We start from the raw sequence: 15,700 nt of genomic DNA, 5'->3' as shown, positions 1-15,700 counted from the left end.
ATGATCCACAGCCGCGCAAACACCATCATCCCCCGCGCAGAACGCGTCGGATGGCACTAACCAGTGAAAATCGCGACAAATAAGATCGCGGTGCGCATCGACCCAGAGTTCGGGGCGCGGATTACTGAGCTGACCGATCTGAGAAGCGGGCGCAATTGGATTGTGCCCGCCGAAGACCCCAGACCGATCGCCACCGAGAGTTATATCGACGGGCGGCCCAGCGGCTGGGATGAATGTTTCCCCACCGTGGCAAGCGCAGAGCACCCTGCCTGGGGCGGGGCCATCCGGGATCACGGTTTCCTGTGGGGTCGACCGTGGCGGTGCCAATATGCCCCTTGCGGGATTGTCGCCACATATGATGATCCGCGCTTTCAATTCCGACGGGCCATTCGACTGGCCGGTGATCGGGTTTTTGTCCGCTATACGCTTTTGTCCCGTCATCACGCCCCGCTGCCCTGGCTTTGGAGCCAGCATTGCCTGCTGGACTGTCAGCCGGGCGAGCGGATCGAGGCGCGGGGCATTGGGCCCTGGAAAGATGGCGATGGCCAGACCGCCGAACTCGGTCCGGTGCAGGATCCTTCGGCGGGCGTGGCGGGCAAGTATTTCGCCGCAGTTACCGGGCGGGCGGATGTGGCGTTGACCGGAACGGGCGGGACCATTCAGTTTTCATGGCAGAGCCGCTCTGCGTCTCATGTGGGTTTCTGGTTCAGCTATGGCGGTTGGCCGAAGAATCGACCGTTGTATCAACTGGGAATCGAGCCGACAAATGCGCCACGCAATCAGGTCCCAAATGGCACCGATATCGGTGATCCGATGGTGTTGCAGCCTGGTCAGGCGAAACATTGGCAGATCCAGATCAGGTTAACCGGCAGATAAATAACGTCTTTTCAATAATCGTACATTATTTCGAAAAAATGTGTACGAACAGGAAAAGAATTGATATTATGTTTGCAGGAGGACGTATCTCATGAAGCAACTCAATATCTCACACATTGGTTTGGCGCTGGCCGCCGCCGTATTGCCCGCGATGGGGTCTGCGGAAACCACGCTGGAAGTTATTTCCTGGAAGGGAAGCGAGGCCCAGCCGGCCGGCTTGCCGCAGCTGATCGAAAAATTTGAATCCGAAAACCCCGACATCAAGATCGACCTGACCTTTGTCTCCCGCAAAGACATCGACAAGGTGATGCCGCCCCGTCTTCAGGGGGGGAACCCGCCCGATGTCTCCATGGTCGACAGCTCTCTGGTCCAGCTTTGGGGCGACGTCGGATTCCTGGCCGATCTGGGCACCGACAGTGAATGGTATTCGAAGCTGAACCCCGGCTTGCGCGACATCATGACCAGCGGCGACGAAATGTATGTTCTGCCGCTTGAAGTGATTGGGATGGGCAATTTCGTCAACCTCGACCTGCTGGCGCAGGTAGGGATCGAGAGCGTGCCGCTGACAGTCGAAGACACCAAGGCCGCCTGCACCGCGCTGGCCGCCGCCGACATCAGCCCGATGATCTTTTCCGGCACCTTCCCGGCCATGCTTTGGGTTGGGGCCAACGGGATTGATCCCAATGGAACCGCGCCCGGCGAATACGGGTCCGGCGCTGTGACATTCGAAGGCGACCCGGCGTTCGAAGGCTCGCTGGATTCGGTGCGTGATCTGGTGGATTCGGATTGTTTCGACCCCAAACTTCAGGCCGGGCTTGATCCCTGGTCAACCGCGCTTGAGGAATTCAAGGCCGGTCGTGTCGCCATGTTGCCGCAAGGCGCCTGGAACATCGGCAGCTTTTCCAAGATCGAGGGGCTGAATTTTGCGTTTGCACCGATGCCGTCGCGGTTCGCCGAAGTGGGATTGGCGCTTGATCTGGTTGGTCCCGGCTGGTCGATCCCGCGCGATGCCAAGAACAAGGAAGCTGCGCGCAAATGGGTTGATTTCTTTGCCCGTGACGATGTGATTTCCGTCTTTCTGGCCGAAGAGGGCGCATACAACCCCTTCACCGGTGGCACCGACGGATTGCCCGAACTTGCCGCGTTGTATGGCGCTGCGCGGGACGCCGACAGCATGATCCTCTGGCCGTTCTCGACGCTGGAATTTCCCAAGCAGTTGCAATTCACTTGGGAAGAAAGCCTGACCGGGTTCCTTTTGAACCTTGATGCACCCAACTCCAAGACGTTGGAACGTTGGGACGAGGCTGTCGAAGACTCTCTCTGACAGCTCTCACGAGTGGCCCACCTGGCGTATCCTCCCGCGCTTGGGTGGGCCATTGACCCCCTCATATCTATCGGAGAACGCCATGCGATCTCGTAAGTCCCTCTATCTGTTCACGATCCCGGCGCTGCTGGTGATTGCTGTCTTCTTTGTCTATCCCATTGGGCTGACCTTGCAGATGAGCTTTACCAATTATTCCGGGATTGGCGTGGCCGAGACGGTTGGCTGGAAGAATTACGACCGGATTTTCAGCCGCAGTCGCTATCTGGATGAAATCAAGATCACGCTTTGGTTTACGGTGATCGTGGTCACGGCGCTGACTGTGACGGGCCTGTTCTTTGCGGCCATGCTGCACCGGTTGCCGTTGATCCGCAACTTCGCCCGGGCCGCGCTTTATACCCCGGCGATGATGTCCTTTGTTGTGGTCGGCTATATCTGGCAATTCATCTATTCGCCGCTCAATGGCGGCTTGAATGTGGCTTTGCGCCAAATCGGGTTGGGGGCATTGGAACAGAACTGGCTGGGTGATCCGGCCATCGCGCTTTATGCTGTGGCCGCGACCCAGATCTGGATGTTCAGCGGGTTCACCTGTGCGATCTTTCTGGCCGGGTTCGCCGGCATTCCCGAAGAAATCAACGAGGCCGGCCGCCTTGAGGGCGCGTCATCCTGGCAGCGTTTTCGTTATCTCGAACTGCCGCTATTGGGGCCAAGCTTTACCGTCAGCATCATCCTGACGACGATCGGCACGCTCAAGACGTTTGAGCTGCCTTATATCCTGACCAAGGGCGGGCCGGACGGCGCGACCCGCACCCTGAGTATCGAGATCATCGACAACCTGTTTGGCCAATACAAATTCGGCTTCGCCAGCGCGCTTTCGATCATCATGTTGATTGTCGTTCTGGCCGTGGCCTTTGTTCAGAATAAGGTCCTGCGCGACCGGGAGAATGTGACATGAGCCTGAGCGACACAGCCACCCCGTTGCCGCGCGACCGCAAGGCCGCCAGGGATCTTTTGCAAAAGCAGGTGAAATCCGTGCTGGTGCATGGTGTGATCCTCTTCCTTGTGGCGCTGATGCTGCTGCCGCTGTTTTACATGCTGATGATGTCGTTCAAGACCGGCACCGAGATTGCCCAGGATCCTCTGGGGCTGCCCAACAGCCTGTATTTGGGCAATTACATGAATGCGCTGGCGTCCATGGGCTATGTCCGGTCGGTGGCGAATTCGCTGGGGATCACGATTTCGGTGATCATTGTCGTGGTGTTGGTGGGGGCCATGGCCGCCTATCCGTTGGCGCGCATTCCCAACCGGGCCAGCCGGGTGATTGTGATGATCATGGCGCTGGGTCTGGCGACACCGAATTTCGTCACCATTACCCCGATCTATGTGATCTTCCGCGATCTTGGTCTGCTGGACAGCTATCTTGGCATTGTGCTGGCCTTTGCTGCGCTGAAACTGCCGTTGGCGGTGTTCTTCTACACCGGGTTCATTGCCGCCATCCCGATGGAGCTGGAAGAAGCCGCGCGGCTGGACAATTGCACCAACTGGCAGGTGTTCTGGCATGTGATCCGGCCGATGCTTGCGCCGGTGACCGCCACATTGTCGCTGTTTGTGATGCTGATGGTGTGGAACGATTTCACCTATCCCCTGCTGCTTTTGACCGACAAGGACAAGTTTACCGTGATGATCGCCGTTTACCGTTTCGTGGGGGCCACGGGCATTGATCCGACAATGCTGTTCCCGGCCGCTGTTCTGGGGTCGCTTCCCTTGCTGATCCTGTTTGCTGTCTTCCAGCGTCAGATCGTGTCGGGTGCAACCGCGGGGGCCGTGAAATGAGCACGTTGCAAGGCAAGACCATCATTGTCACCGGGGCCGGCGCCGGTATCGGGCTTGGCATTCTGCGCCAGGCCGTCGCGGCGGGGGCGGATGTCACCGGGTTCGACATCACGCCGGATGCAAAGGCGCGGGTCGAGGCCGAGGGCGGAACATATATTCAGGCCGATGTCACCGATCTTGATGCGTTCGAGGCCGCAATCCAGAATGTGCGCGACCGGGCCGGGCGGCTGGACGGTCTGGTCAATAACGCCGGGTTGACGATCCGGGTGCCGTTTCTGGAAATGACCCGCGACCAGATGGAGGCGATGTGGACGATCAACCACCGCTCTGTCCTTGCGGGTTGTCAGACCGCCGGGCGGATCATGGCGGCGGATGGCAATGGCGGGACGCTGGTCAATATCGGCTCGAACCATGCCCGTTGTACCAATCCCGGCCACGAAGCCTATGCCGGATCAAAGGGCGCGATCAGCGCCATGACCCGCGCAATGGCCTGGAGCCTGGGCAGCCACGGCATCCGCGTCAATGCGCTCTGCCCTGGTTTGACCCGGACCGAAATTGTGCTGGGCGCCGAAGAAGATCCCGAAATATCAGCCAAGTTCAAAAGCTGGCATGCCACGGGGGATGTGAACACAGTCGAGGATATCGGCAATCTGGCGGTGTTCCTGTTGTCCGATCTGTCGCGGTCCATGACCGGGGCCGAGGTGATTGCGGATCAAGGAATGTCGGCCCTTCTGGGCGTGCTGGATCTCTGAAAGGGAGAATGAATATGTCTCAGGTACTGCTTCGGGATGTGGTGAAACGCTATGGCGCGACGCAGGTCGTCCATAATGTCGATCTGGAAATTGAACCGGGTGAATTCTGTGTCTTTGTTGGCCCGTCGGGCTGTGGGAAATCGACGCTTCTGCGGATGATTGCCGGGCTGGAGGAAACCACCGAAGGCCGCATGTTGATTGGGGACAATGACGTGACCCATGCCGACCCTGCGGCGCGGGGCGTGGCGATGGTGTTCCAGACCTATGCGCTTTATCCGCATATGACGGTGCGCGAAAACATGGGGTTCGGGTTGAAAATCGCCAAGACCCCCAAGGCCGAAATCGACGATCGGGTGAGCAAGGCCAGCGAAATCCTGAAACTTCAGGATTACATGGACCGCAAGCCCAAGGCCCTGTCGGGGGGGCAGCGTCAGCGGGTTGCCATCGGCCGCGCGATTGTGCGCGAACCCGAGGTGTTCCTGTTCGATGAACCGCTGTCCAATCTGGACGCCGAATTGCGGGTGCAAATGCGGTTGGAGATTGCCAATCTGCACAAGGCGCTGGGGGCGACGATGATCTATGTCACCCATGACCAGGTCGAAGCGATGACCATGGCCGACAAGATCGTTGTGCTGCGCGATGGCCGGATTGAACAGCATGGCCGTCCGATGGATCTTTATGGCGATCCGGATAATATGTTTGTCGCGGGTTTCATCGGCTCGCCGCGGATGAATTTCCTGCCCGGCAAGGTTCAGTCGGTCGATGCGGGGGTCGCCAATGTGGTGATCCCGGCGTTTGAAAACGTGACCCTGCCCATCCAGTTCGATGTGCCGCCCTTGTCCGGCAGCGATGTGGTTGTGGGTTTGCGCCCGGAACATTTCGCGGATGACGCGCCGGTGCGGATTCAGTTGGAACCAGAGGTCGTCGAAAATCTTGGCGGCGTGTCTTATGCCTATACCAAAGTGGCGGGCGTGGATTTGCCGATTGTGGTGGAAATGCGCGGCCAACAGGGCGTTGGCACGGTGACCACCGGCATTGATCCAAAGGCCGCCTTGGTTTTTGACCCGAAAAACGGCCAGCGGTTGCGCTGATCAAACGGCGGGCCACCGGGCCCGCATCCTGACAATTGCTGCGGCGAAAACAATTTCACGTTTTCGCCGCAGCTTTCTATTTCAATGACGCCAAGTGTGGGTGCCTTAGCGGGTTCTGCCTTTGCCCCACATGTCGATATTGCCGCCCAGATCGGTTTTGAGCCGGTCTGACGCCTCGGTCAGAGCGTTCAGAACATCGGCGCTGAGATCGACATCCAGCAGTTTTTTCAAACCCTGGCTTTGGGCGCCATTGCGTGTGCCGACAATGACACCGCCAACAGCCGCGCGGGATTTCAGCCAGCCAATGGCCAGTTCTTCCATCGACAGACCGGTTTCGCCAACAAGGCGCCACAAGGCATCCAGCAGCTCCTGACCGGCTTCTTCTGCACCGTCTTCCTTGTGCGTCACCTCGGCCCATTTGCGATGATTGAACATGCGGGTGCGGGCGCGGTCGACCGGGAAATCCTGAAGCGATTTGTATTTGCCCGCCAGAAGCCCCTGCATCAGCGACGAATAGCACATGATTGGCACGCCGGCGGCCTCGCATTTGGGCTGCACGTCAAATTCGATAGAGCGATAAAACAGGTGATAGGGCAGCTGGTTGACCGACACTTCGCCCAGCGAAAGCGCCTCGTCGATATCCTTGTCACCAAAGTTCGACACGCCGTACCAACGGATTTTGCCGTCTTCTTTCAACTTCTTCAGCGCGCCAATGCTGTCGGCCAGTGGCACATCGCGATTGGGCCAATGCAGCATGTAAAGATCAATGTAATCCGTGCCGAGGTTTTTCAAACTGCGGTCACAGGCGGTGATAATGTCATCGGGGGCCAGATTTTCCTTGGCAACCTTCGACGAAATCACCAGCTCTGCGCGTTTGTCGCCCAAAGCCTTGTGCAAAAGCTGTTCGGAATAGCCGGCGCCATAGGCTTCGGCGGTGTCGAAAAAGTTGATGCCCACATTATGCGCCTCTTGCAGCGCCTCGATGGAATCTTTTTCCTCTTGTGCGCCAAACGCCCCGGCGCCGCCCATGCAGCCATAGACGACCTTGCTTGTCACCAGATCGGTTTTGCCAAAAGTTGTGTTCATTCTCAGTTACCTTATAGTTTGATTTCAGTGGCTTGGCGCGGCTGGGCTACCAGCTCCACAGGGTGCCATCCTCAAGCCGGCTGACCGGCAGATAGGAACGTTTGTAGGGATATTTCGCGGCGGCGTCTTCGTCGAAGTCAACGCCAAGTCCGGGGCTGTCGCCCACATGTATCATGCCGTTTTCCAATGTGAGATCATACGAGAATACCTCGTCCGAGGCATCGGTGCCAAAACCCACGAATTCCTGAATACCAAAGTTGGGCGCCCAGAGGTCAAGGTGCGATTGCGCCGCGAAACAGATCGGCGACAGATCCGGCGCGCCATGCGGCGCAATGCGGACATGAAACAGCGCCGCGAAATCCGCGATCCGCCGCAGCCCGGTGATGCCCCCGGCATGGGTGGTTGCGGTGCGGATGTAATCAATCCATTGGTTCTGGATCATATCCTTGCAATCCCAGATCGTATTATAGATCTCGCCGATGGCCAGCGGGGTTGTGGTGTGATCGCGCAGCACCCGATAGCTGTCCTGATTTTCGGCGGGCACCGCATCTTCGAGGAACAGCAGATCATAGGGTTCCAGCATCTTGCCCAGCCGGGCCGCTTCGATTGGGGTCAGGCGGCTGTGCACATCATGCAGCAGCGCGACCTCGTCCCCGAAACGCGCCCGCGCATCGCGAAACAGCGCCTCGATCGAATTCATGTATTTGCGGGTCGACCAGGGTTGTTCCGGCGGCAGCGGGCGGCTGCTTTGCTGTTCGAAATAATCTTTCTTGTCGCCCAATACACCATAGGTGCCTTCCAGCCCCGGCACGGCGGTTTGCAGACGCACGGCGGTAAAGCCCTGTTCAATCAGCGCCGCCGCCCGGTCGAGCGTGCCGTCGATGGTTTCGCCGGTCGCATGGGCATAGGTGGTCACGGCCTTGCGGCTTTTGCCTCCCAAAAGTTGATAGACCGGCAGGCCGGCAGCCTTGCCCTTGATATCCCAAAGCGCGACATCAACGGCGGCAACACAGGCCATGTTGATCGGGCCCTTGCGCCAGTAGACACCTTTATAGAGATATTGCCAGATATCCTCGATATCATGGGCGTTACGGCCAATCAGACAGGGCGCCACATGTTCCTGAAGATAGGTCGCCACCGCCATTTCGCGGCCATTCACAGTGGCATCGCCAAGCCCGTAGAGGCCACATTCGGTGACGATTTTCAGGGTCACGAAATTTCGGCCCGGGCAGCTGACGATGACCCGGACGTCCGTGATTGTAAGATCTTTTGCCGTGCTCATCGGTCTTCCTTTGTTTGGGGGGCGGGGGGCAATCTGTCAGGCATAGATCTCTGCGATCAATGCTTTCAGATGCGCGATATCCTTTTTCACGAAAGGAATGACATCATCCCCCATCCTTTGGCCGTGAACCCCGGCCTGTTTGCTGTATTCGGCGGGCATGCAGAATGTGCCCTCGACCCCGGTGCGATGCAATTCACTGACCAGTTCGCGCCAGTTGTACCCGCCGTGGTCATGGGTGGTCCAATGGACCTCGTATCTGGCTTCAAGTTCGGGCCCATTGGCGCGCAGGTGGCAGGCGCTTTTGAAATTCACCAGCCCATTCATATGCGGGCGGGCGATGTCGACAGCCATTTTCACCGGTTCACCGTCGACCGCGCAATGGCCCATGTCAAGCACACCGCAGACCTGCTTGGGATCGTATTCCGCCAGCAGATGCGCCAGCCCCAGCGCGCTGCCGATGTTGGTGCCATAGTGGTTTTGCACGCCGATGGCGACATTGTTGCGTTCCAGCGCGGGCAGCACCGCATCAAAGCTGCGGCGATAGGCGTCGACCGACGCGCGATACCCCAGGGCCAGATCAATCGGCGCACATATGCGGATGATGCCCACCCCGGCGGCGCCACAGGCCTCGATCATGGTGTCATTGAAATCGCCGGCGATGCTGGGGGTTTTCAGCCCATGATCGGCCAGCAGCGCAACCGCCCTTGGCAGATCGGCCACGACATTGTCCGGCGTGACCTGATAGCCGGGGCGCACCGCCAGTTCGACGCCGTCAAAGCCCAGCCCGGCAAGTTTCGCGGCCATCTCTGGCAGCGGGTCGGTCCAGGGTTTGGTGAATATGGTAATCAACGGTTGTCCCATCGGGTCACACGTCCTTTTGTTGATCTGTAGAAAAGGGGAAGGGCCCTAGCCCTTCAACCCGGTGGTTGCGATCCCGTCGATCAGCTTGCGCTGAAAGATGAAGAAGACGATGAACATCGGCACCAGCGACAAGAGGGACATCGCCAGCATCGCGCCCCAGGTGCTTGCCCCGCGCGACGCTTGCAGTAGACGCAGGCCCTGCGGCACGGTGTAATTCTCGATCGAGGTCAGATAGATCAGCGGCGTCAGAAAATCCTCATACGTCCACAGGAAGGTGAACACCGCCGTTGTGACCAAGGCCGGGGTCAGAAGCGGCAGGATGATCGCGAAATAGATGCGGATCGGCCCCGCGCCGTCAATCGCCGCTGCCTCGTCCAATTCACGCGGAATGCCGCGAATGAACTGGATCATCAGAAAGACAAAGAAGGCCTCAACCGCGAGGAATTTCGGCGTCACGATCGGTAGGATCGTGTTCACCCAACCCAGATAGTTGAACAGGATGTATTGCGGGATCAGCGTCGCATGCACCGGCAACATGATGGTCATCATCATCAGCGCAAACAGCGGTGCCTTGAAACGGAAATCAAGCCGGGCAAAGGCATAGGCGACGAAAGAACAGGACAACACATTGCCGATCACCGCGATGGTGGCGATGACAAAACTGTTGGTGAAAAACACCTTGAACGGTGCGGCCACCCCGGCCCAGCCGTTGGCATAGTTCTGCCAGACGAAATGCCGGGGGATGATGCTGGTGTCGGAAAAGATGATGTTTGACGGTTTCAGCGAACTGACCGCAAGCCAGACCAGCGGATAGAGCATGATCAGCGCAAAGAAGATCAGGAAACCATGCATCATCAGCTTGGACCGCGCCTTGGATCGGGCGGTGGTCTGGTTCACGTCGGCGGTGGCGGGTTGGGTGTCTGTCAAAGTCATATGTCTTACCCCTCGTCCCCGTAGTGCACCCAGTATTTGGCGCTGAGGAAGGAAAACGTTGTTGCCAGGCCGATGATGGCGACCAGAACCCAGGCAATGGCCGAGGCATAGCCCATCTCAAAGTTCGTGAACGCCTGTTCATAGAGATAAAGCGTGTAAAACAGCGTCGAATCTGCCGGGCCGCCGGTGCCATCCGAAATGATGTAAGACGGCGTAAAGGCCTGAAACGCGCCGATGGTCTGCATCACGAAGTTGAAGAATATGATCGGCGTCAACAGCGGCACAGTGACATAGAAAAACTGTTGTACCGGGCGGGCGCCATCAATGGCGGCGGCGTCATACATGTCCTGAGGGATCTGTTTCAGACCGGCGAGAAAGATCACCATCGGCGCCCCGAATTGCCATGCCGCCAGCAGCACCAGCGTGCCAAGCGCATAGTCGGGGTTGGTGATCCAGCTGGGAGCGTCATAGCCGAAATAGGTCCAGAGGAATTGATTGATGATCCCGTCATAGGAAAAGATCTGACGCCACATCAGCGCGACCGCCACGCTGCCGCCCAGAAGCGACGGAAGGTAGAAAACAGAGCGATAAATCCCCAACCCCCGCAAACCGCGATTGAGGATCAGCGCGATGAACAAGGCAAATCCCAGCTTCAGCGGCACCGAGAACACCACATAGGACAACGTCACCTTCAGCGACGCGACATATCGCGGATCATCGTTCAACAGCTTGGCGTAATTGTCCAATCCCGCCCAATTCGGCGCACTGAACAGATCGTAATCGGTGAAGGACAGATACAGGGAGCCCAGCATCGGTCCCATCGTCAGAACAACAAAGCCAAGCAACCACGGCGACAGGAACAGAAACGCGATGCCGTTTTGCTTTTTCGAAAGGTTTTTGGTCTTGCTCATGGGGCCTTACCTTTATTGAAGCCAACAAATGCCAACCGCACATGCGGGACAGGACACGCAGGACGGGACATGCGGGACGGGGCAAACCCTGTCCCGCGCCATTCCGCAGCCGCCGTTACTTGAGCGCCTTGAGCTTGCCGTCGATTTCCGCAGTCAGCGAATTGCCAGCCTCAAGCGCGGTCATGTCACCAAAGGCCACGGCCTCGTTATGGCGACGGAAGATCCCGCCAAGCCCGCCCACACCCGGACGTCGTGACGGCGCCGGATCTTCGCGCAGCATCTTGAGGTAGGCGACCAGCTTCTTTTCTTCCGGCGTGCCGGAAGAGCCGAATTTCTCAAGCCCTGCGGTCGAGGCCGGGATCATGCCACTGCCGGTATAATACAGTTCGACACCTTCGGGATCGAAATGCATGAAGCGGATGATGTCGACGCACAGCTCTTTGTTGACTGCGTTTTTCCAAATCCCGGTGGAATTGCCAGCATAATCGTAAAGATGCTGCTTCATCTCGCCGCCCTCATACCCGTTGGGCAGCATCATCAGATCAAGCGGTCCATCCATCAACGCGCCGATGCCGATAAAGCTGTCGGTGGTTTGCACCAGCATCGCCGAACGGCCCCGAACAATCCCGAGCGATGCGGAATTGTCGCCGGCCTGGGCCTGAACGTCTGCGGGCGGTGCGCCGCCTGCTTGGCGCATGTCTTCCCAATATTGGAACCATTTCGCCATGTCTTCGCCGGTGAAGCCGATGGTATGTTCTGGGGTAAACAGCGCGGCACCGGCCGCCCGCAAGAAGATGTCGCAAGCAAGGTTGTTGCCGCCGCCGTCTTCGATGCCCCAAAAGCCGCGTCCATGCTCTTTGCCAAGCGCCACAGCCGTTTCATGCAGCTTTTCCCAAGTATAGAATTTATCGGGAACGGCCACGCCAACCTCTTCGAATTTGGCCGGGTTAAAGAAGATCGCAGTGGCGATCGCATCGTTGGGCATGGCGTACATTTCGCCCGCATAGGTGCAGGAAAATACGCTACCGGCCTGATACTCAGACACGTCAAGCGGATCGGGAATCCAGTCTGTCAACGGGGTCAGAACGCCGCGGGCCGCGTATTCGGCCAAAAGATCGACGTTGACGCTGAACATATCTGGGGCGTTGCCGCCCGCGGCCTCGGTTGCAAGCTTGTCGGTAAAGGCACGGTAGCTGGAAAATTCCGGTACAATTTCGACATCCGGGTTCTTCGCCATATAGGCCTTAAGAACTTTGAGTGTTGTGGCAAGTTGCTCCTCCGATTCAACGAAGCCACTGAAACGAACGGTGGTTTTCCCCTGCGCCAAAGCCCCCCCCGCGACAACCGTCAATGCAAATCCGCCAAATGCGGCGGAGCCCTGTTTTAGAAATGCTCTGCGTGAATGCGTCATGGTTTTTCCTCCCTGAAGTGCGCGACCTGACTGCGGATCGCCGATGCAACGGATCGCGATTCGTGACCCTTTGCACCGTGACGATAGTAAAACGATACACTAATGTCGACACAAAATTCCGAGCCGCGCTTTTTGCGAGCAAGGGCGGCGCGAATTTTGGGTCACCCTGGGTGGGGGTATGATTGTAATGCGTTGTAATTGTTCAATATTGGTGGGGTCCGTCAAGAAATATGGCCGGTGGTGTCGGGAGGATTCGCGGCGAATCTTCGGGAGGTCGGCCCAAAAAATTCGCAGAAATGAAAAATTTCTCTGGAATACTTCGCTGGGAAGTGGGTAGTGTGTGTAACGTATTACTAACCAGACCCCAATGCGATTCCAGCCGTCCGTTCTGTGGCTGGCGCACCTGTGGGCCATGTAGGGTAGAGACGATGGCAGGTATCAAGGATGTGGCGAAAAAGGCGGGGGTGTCCGTCAGTACCGTGTCGAACGTCATCAATGGCCGACATGCCAAAATGGGGGCCCGTACCCTGCGCCGGGTGCAGGAGGCGATTGCCGAACTCAATTACACCCCCAGCGTCGTCGCCCGTCAGCTGAAATCGGGGCACATCAAGACGCTTGGTCTTGTGGTGCCCTCGGTGGCCAATCCGTTTTGGGGCAACGTGTCCCAGCTGATCGAAAAAGCCGCCCTGAAACGGGGGTATCAGGTTCTGATCTGTAACGCGGAACGCGATCCGGAGCTGGAGGCGAATTACATGACCTCGCTTCAGGGGTCTTTGATCCGTGGAACGATTTTGGGATCTTCGCCGGTTTCCTTTGACCATCTGCGCGAGCATTCCGAAAAAGGCATGCATATCGGCGCATTTGATCGCGCATCACGCGGGGCAGAGGGGATTGTGTCCTGCTCTGTCAGTGTGGATCAGGATCTTGGCGCGCGACTGGCCACCCGGCATCTGATTGGTCTGGGGCACAAGAAGATTGCCTTTATCTCGGGGCCGATCGGCACGTCGAGCAGGATCGCGCGACTTGAGGGTGTGCAGCGCGAGCTGTCCAAGGTTGGGCTTTCTATTGATGAGGATCTGATCTGGCTTGGTCCGCAGGCGGCGGGGTTTGGTGACAGTCAGGCGGCCGAACTTGGCCGGACTGCGGCACGTGAATTGCTGACACGGGACGATCCGCCAACCGCCATTTTCGCCGTGAACGACATGTATGCCATCGGCGCATGTTCCGGCGCCCGGGAGCTGGGCTATCGTGTGCCCGATGACCTGTCGGTGGTCGGTTTCGACGACATCATCATGGCAAAGGTGATGGAGCCACCGCTGACGACAGTGCGCCAACCGGTTGAACAGATGGCGGAATTGATGGTCGCGCGGCTTATCGAAACGCTGGAAGACGAAGACGGCCCAGAGGAACCACATGTCATTCTGCGGCCGGAATTGATCGTCCGCAGCTCCACCGCTGCGCGAAAGAATTCTGACAGCATCAATTCAGGGACAGAAAAATGACCACAGAAAAGAGCCTGTCAGGCCGCAAGATCCTTATCGCCGGCGCAACAAGCGGCATGGGGCGGGCCACGGCCCGGTCCGCCGCTGCCGCCGGGGCAGAGGTGCTGCTGTTGGGCCGGGACAAGACCCGGCTGGAGGCCGTCGTCGCCGAAGCCACGGATCTGGGGGCGCCGCGGGCGATTGGCCTTTTGGCCGATGCCGCGGACCCGGACGATCTTGCCCGTGCGCTGGCCACAGTCGAGGCGGACCTTGCCCGCGTGGATACATTGGTCAATTCGATTGGCGTCAACATCGTCAACCGGGCGTTTTTTGACCTTTCGGCCGAGAGTTGGGCGTCGATGATCGACATCAACCTCAATGCCGCCTTCAACCTGGCCAAGGTGATTGTCCCGCTGTTTCGCCAACGGGGGGGCGGGCTGTTGATCAATGTGTCCTCGACAGCGGCGCGCAAGCCCGATCCATCGGGTGCGGCCTATCAGGCGACCAAGGCCGGTGTGATGGCGATGACCCATGCGATCATGGAGGAAGAATGGCACAACGGCCTGCGCGCCACCGTGATCCTGCCGGGCATGACCGAAACGCCGCTGCTTGAAAAGCGGCCCACACCGCCGACCGACGAAATGCGCGCCAAGGCGCTGCAACCCGAAGATATCGCCGAGGCCTGCATGTTCGTGATGACATTGCCGAAGCGGGCGCATGTTTCGGAATTGATGATTCAACCGGCGATCCGCTGATCGCGATGCAGAAAACAGGCCAAAGCAAGATGGAACATATGTCCAACAGTCCCAAAAGCCCGGCGTCGGACGAAGGTGCAACCGGCAATCCAGGCCCGAAGGTTGGCGTTCTTATCCCCGCGCATATGCGCGCCAAGATCTTTCCTGAAATTGTCGAAAAGGCGCTTTTGGATTTTGCCCGGCCGGTGATCATCAGCGATGACGTTTTGGCGTCGGGCGATGTGGGCGGCAAGCTGGCCGATGCGCTGACCGGTGTGACGGCGGTGATCACCGGCTGGAGAAGCCCGGAAATCCCGCAAGCGGCATTGGCCCCGCAGGGCAGCGTTGCTTTTGTGTCCCATGCGGCGGGGTCGGTCAAACGGCTGGGCGTGCAAAGCGCGCTGGAGGCCGGCGATATTCGCGTCAGTCACGCCGCCCCGGTGATTGCCCAGGCGGTGGCCGAATTCACCGTGACACAAATTCTGGCCCATTTGCGGCGACACCGAGAGTTTGATGCCGGGCTGCGCACCGGAATGGAATGGCAGGCGATGCGCGACGCTTATCTGGGTCAGCTGCTGGCGGCGCAGGATGTCGGGATTGTCGGGCTTGGCTATGTCGGGCGGCTGGTGCTGAACCTCTTGCGGCCCTTTGGATGTACCATCTGTGTTTACGATCCCTTTATCAGCGCGGAAGAGGCCGACAAGCTTGGGGTTGTGCTGGTCAGCCTTGAAGAGATGTTCGAACGCTGCTCCGTGGTCAGCTTGCATGCCGCCAATCTTCCGGCGACCGAGGGCATGATCACACGCGCGCATCTGGATGCGTTCCGCCCCGGCGGGTTGTTGGTCAATTCCGCGCGGGCCGGGCTGATCGCGCCGGGGGCCTTGGTCGGGGCGCTGGATCAGGGCCGGATCTTTGCGGCGGTGGATACGTTTGACACCGAACCGCTGCCCGAGGGGGACGCATTGCGCGGGCGGGCCAATGTCTATCTGTCGCCCCATTGCGCCGGTCACACCCACGACAGCTATATCATGCAGGGGCTTGCGGCGGTGGAGGATGTCCGCCGGTTCTTTGCTGGTGCGCCACTTAAACAAGAAATTCTTCGCGAAAAGGCGGCCGTCCTCGCGTGAG

15 protein-coding genes are annotated in these 15,700 nt (G+C 58.6%); 9 read left to right on the top strand and 6 right to left on the bottom strand.

The window, feature by feature from the left end; genetic code table 11:
- Window positions 1-63 precede the first annotated feature (63 nt).
- From Q4577_RS19825 to Q4577_RS19800, 6 genes are all read left to right on the top strand, one after another.
- The gene (locus Q4577_RS19825; RefSeq protein WP_303472188.1) at window positions 64-876 is read left to right on the top strand and encodes a hypothetical protein; all 813 of its coding nucleotides are present in this window, start codon (window positions 64-66) and stop codon (window positions 874-876) included.
- 91 nt (window positions 877-967) lie between these two features.
- The gene (locus tag Q4577_RS19820; protein WP_303472186.1) at window positions 968-2,200 is read left to right on the top strand and encodes an ABC transporter substrate-binding protein; all 1,233 of its coding nucleotides are present in this window, start codon (window positions 968-970) and stop codon (window positions 2,198-2,200) included.
- Between the two features lie 82 nt (window positions 2,201-2,282).
- Complete coding sequence (locus tag Q4577_RS19815) at window positions 2,283-3,152, top strand: carbohydrate ABC transporter permease (protein WP_244691216.1); 870 nt, start codon at window positions 2,283-2,285, stop codon at window positions 3,150-3,152.
- A complete protein-coding gene (locus tag Q4577_RS19810; protein ID WP_303472183.1) occupies window positions 3,149-4,030 on the top strand; it encodes a carbohydrate ABC transporter permease in 882 nt (293 codons plus the stop codon). The genes Q4577_RS19815 and Q4577_RS19810 overlap by 4 nt, the downstream gene beginning before the upstream one ends.
- Entirely contained in the window at window positions 4,027-4,782 is a 756-nt protein-coding gene (locus tag Q4577_RS19805) for an SDR family NAD(P)-dependent oxidoreductase (protein WP_303472181.1), read from the top strand. The genes Q4577_RS19810 and Q4577_RS19805 overlap by 4 nt, the downstream gene beginning before the upstream one ends.
- A gap of 14 nt (window positions 4,783-4,796) precedes the next feature.
- A complete protein-coding gene (locus tag Q4577_RS19800) occupies window positions 4,797-5,873 on the top strand; it encodes an ABC transporter ATP-binding protein (protein WP_244691219.1) in 1,077 nt (358 codons plus the stop codon).
- 105 nt (window positions 5,874-5,978) lie between these two features.
- On the opposite strand, the gene Q4577_RS19795 is transcribed toward Q4577_RS19800, so the two are convergent.
- The 6 genes from Q4577_RS19795 to Q4577_RS19770 all read right to left on the bottom strand — a co-directional run bounded on the left by Q4577_RS19795 (window position 5,979) and on the right by Q4577_RS19770 (window position 12,357).
- Window positions 5,979-6,959, bottom strand: a complete 981-nt coding sequence (locus tag Q4577_RS19795) for an aldo/keto reductase (protein ID WP_303472179.1) — start codon at window positions 6,957-6,959, stop codon at window positions 5,979-5,981.
- Window positions 6,960-7,005: 46 nt separating this feature from the next.
- Complete coding sequence (gene manD / locus Q4577_RS19790; protein ID WP_303472177.1) at window positions 7,006-8,241, bottom strand: D-mannonate dehydratase ManD; 1,236 nt, start codon at window positions 8,239-8,241, stop codon at window positions 7,006-7,008.
- 36 nt (window positions 8,242-8,277) lie between these two features.
- Complete coding sequence (locus tag Q4577_RS19785; RefSeq protein WP_303472175.1) at window positions 8,278-9,102, bottom strand: sugar phosphate isomerase/epimerase; 825 nt, start codon at window positions 9,100-9,102, stop codon at window positions 8,278-8,280.
- 45 nt (window positions 9,103-9,147) lie between these two features.
- Window positions 9,148-10,035 (bottom strand): carbohydrate ABC transporter permease, encoded by an 888-nt coding sequence (locus Q4577_RS19780; protein WP_244691223.1) that lies wholly within the window; start codon window positions 10,033-10,035, stop codon window positions 9,148-9,150.
- Between the two features lie 5 nt (window positions 10,036-10,040).
- A complete protein-coding gene (locus tag Q4577_RS19775) occupies window positions 10,041-10,946 on the bottom strand; it encodes a carbohydrate ABC transporter permease (protein ID WP_244691224.1) in 906 nt (301 codons plus the stop codon).
- A gap of 115 nt (window positions 10,947-11,061) precedes the next feature.
- A complete protein-coding gene (locus Q4577_RS19770) occupies window positions 11,062-12,357 on the bottom strand; it encodes an ABC transporter substrate-binding protein (RefSeq protein ID WP_303472171.1) in 1,296 nt (431 codons plus the stop codon).
- A gap of 428 nt (window positions 12,358-12,785) precedes the next feature.
- Here Q4577_RS19770 and Q4577_RS19765 point away from each other — a divergent pair, with 428 nt between their 5' ends.
- The 3 genes from Q4577_RS19765 to Q4577_RS19755 are packed head-to-tail and all read left to right on the top strand — an operon-like array spanning window position 12,786 to window position 15,699.
- The gene (locus Q4577_RS19765; protein ID WP_303472169.1) at window positions 12,786-13,859 is read left to right on the top strand and encodes a LacI family DNA-binding transcriptional regulator; all 1,074 of its coding nucleotides are present in this window, start codon (window positions 12,786-12,788) and stop codon (window positions 13,857-13,859) included.
- Window positions 13,856-14,593: an SDR family oxidoreductase gene (locus tag Q4577_RS19760; RefSeq protein WP_303472167.1), complete on the top strand. Its 738-nt coding sequence runs from the start codon at window positions 13,856-13,858 to the stop codon at window positions 14,591-14,593. Before Q4577_RS19765 ends, Q4577_RS19760 begins: the two co-directional genes overlap by 4 nt.
- A 38-nt stretch (window positions 14,594-14,631) precedes the next feature.
- Window positions 14,632-15,699: a hydroxyacid dehydrogenase gene (locus Q4577_RS19755; RefSeq protein WP_303472165.1), complete on the top strand. Its 1,068-nt coding sequence runs from the start codon at window positions 14,632-14,634 to the stop codon at window positions 15,697-15,699.
- Window position 15,700 lies beyond the last annotated feature (1 nt).

Source organism: Marinovum sp. 2_MG-2023 (genome assembly GCF_030548265.1).
In the GTDB taxonomy this organism is placed as follows: Bacteria; Pseudomonadota; Alphaproteobacteria; order Rhodobacterales; family Rhodobacteraceae; genus Marinovum.
Note: the sequence above shows the minus strand (reverse complement) of the source record. Positions and strands in the feature narration are given on the sequence as shown.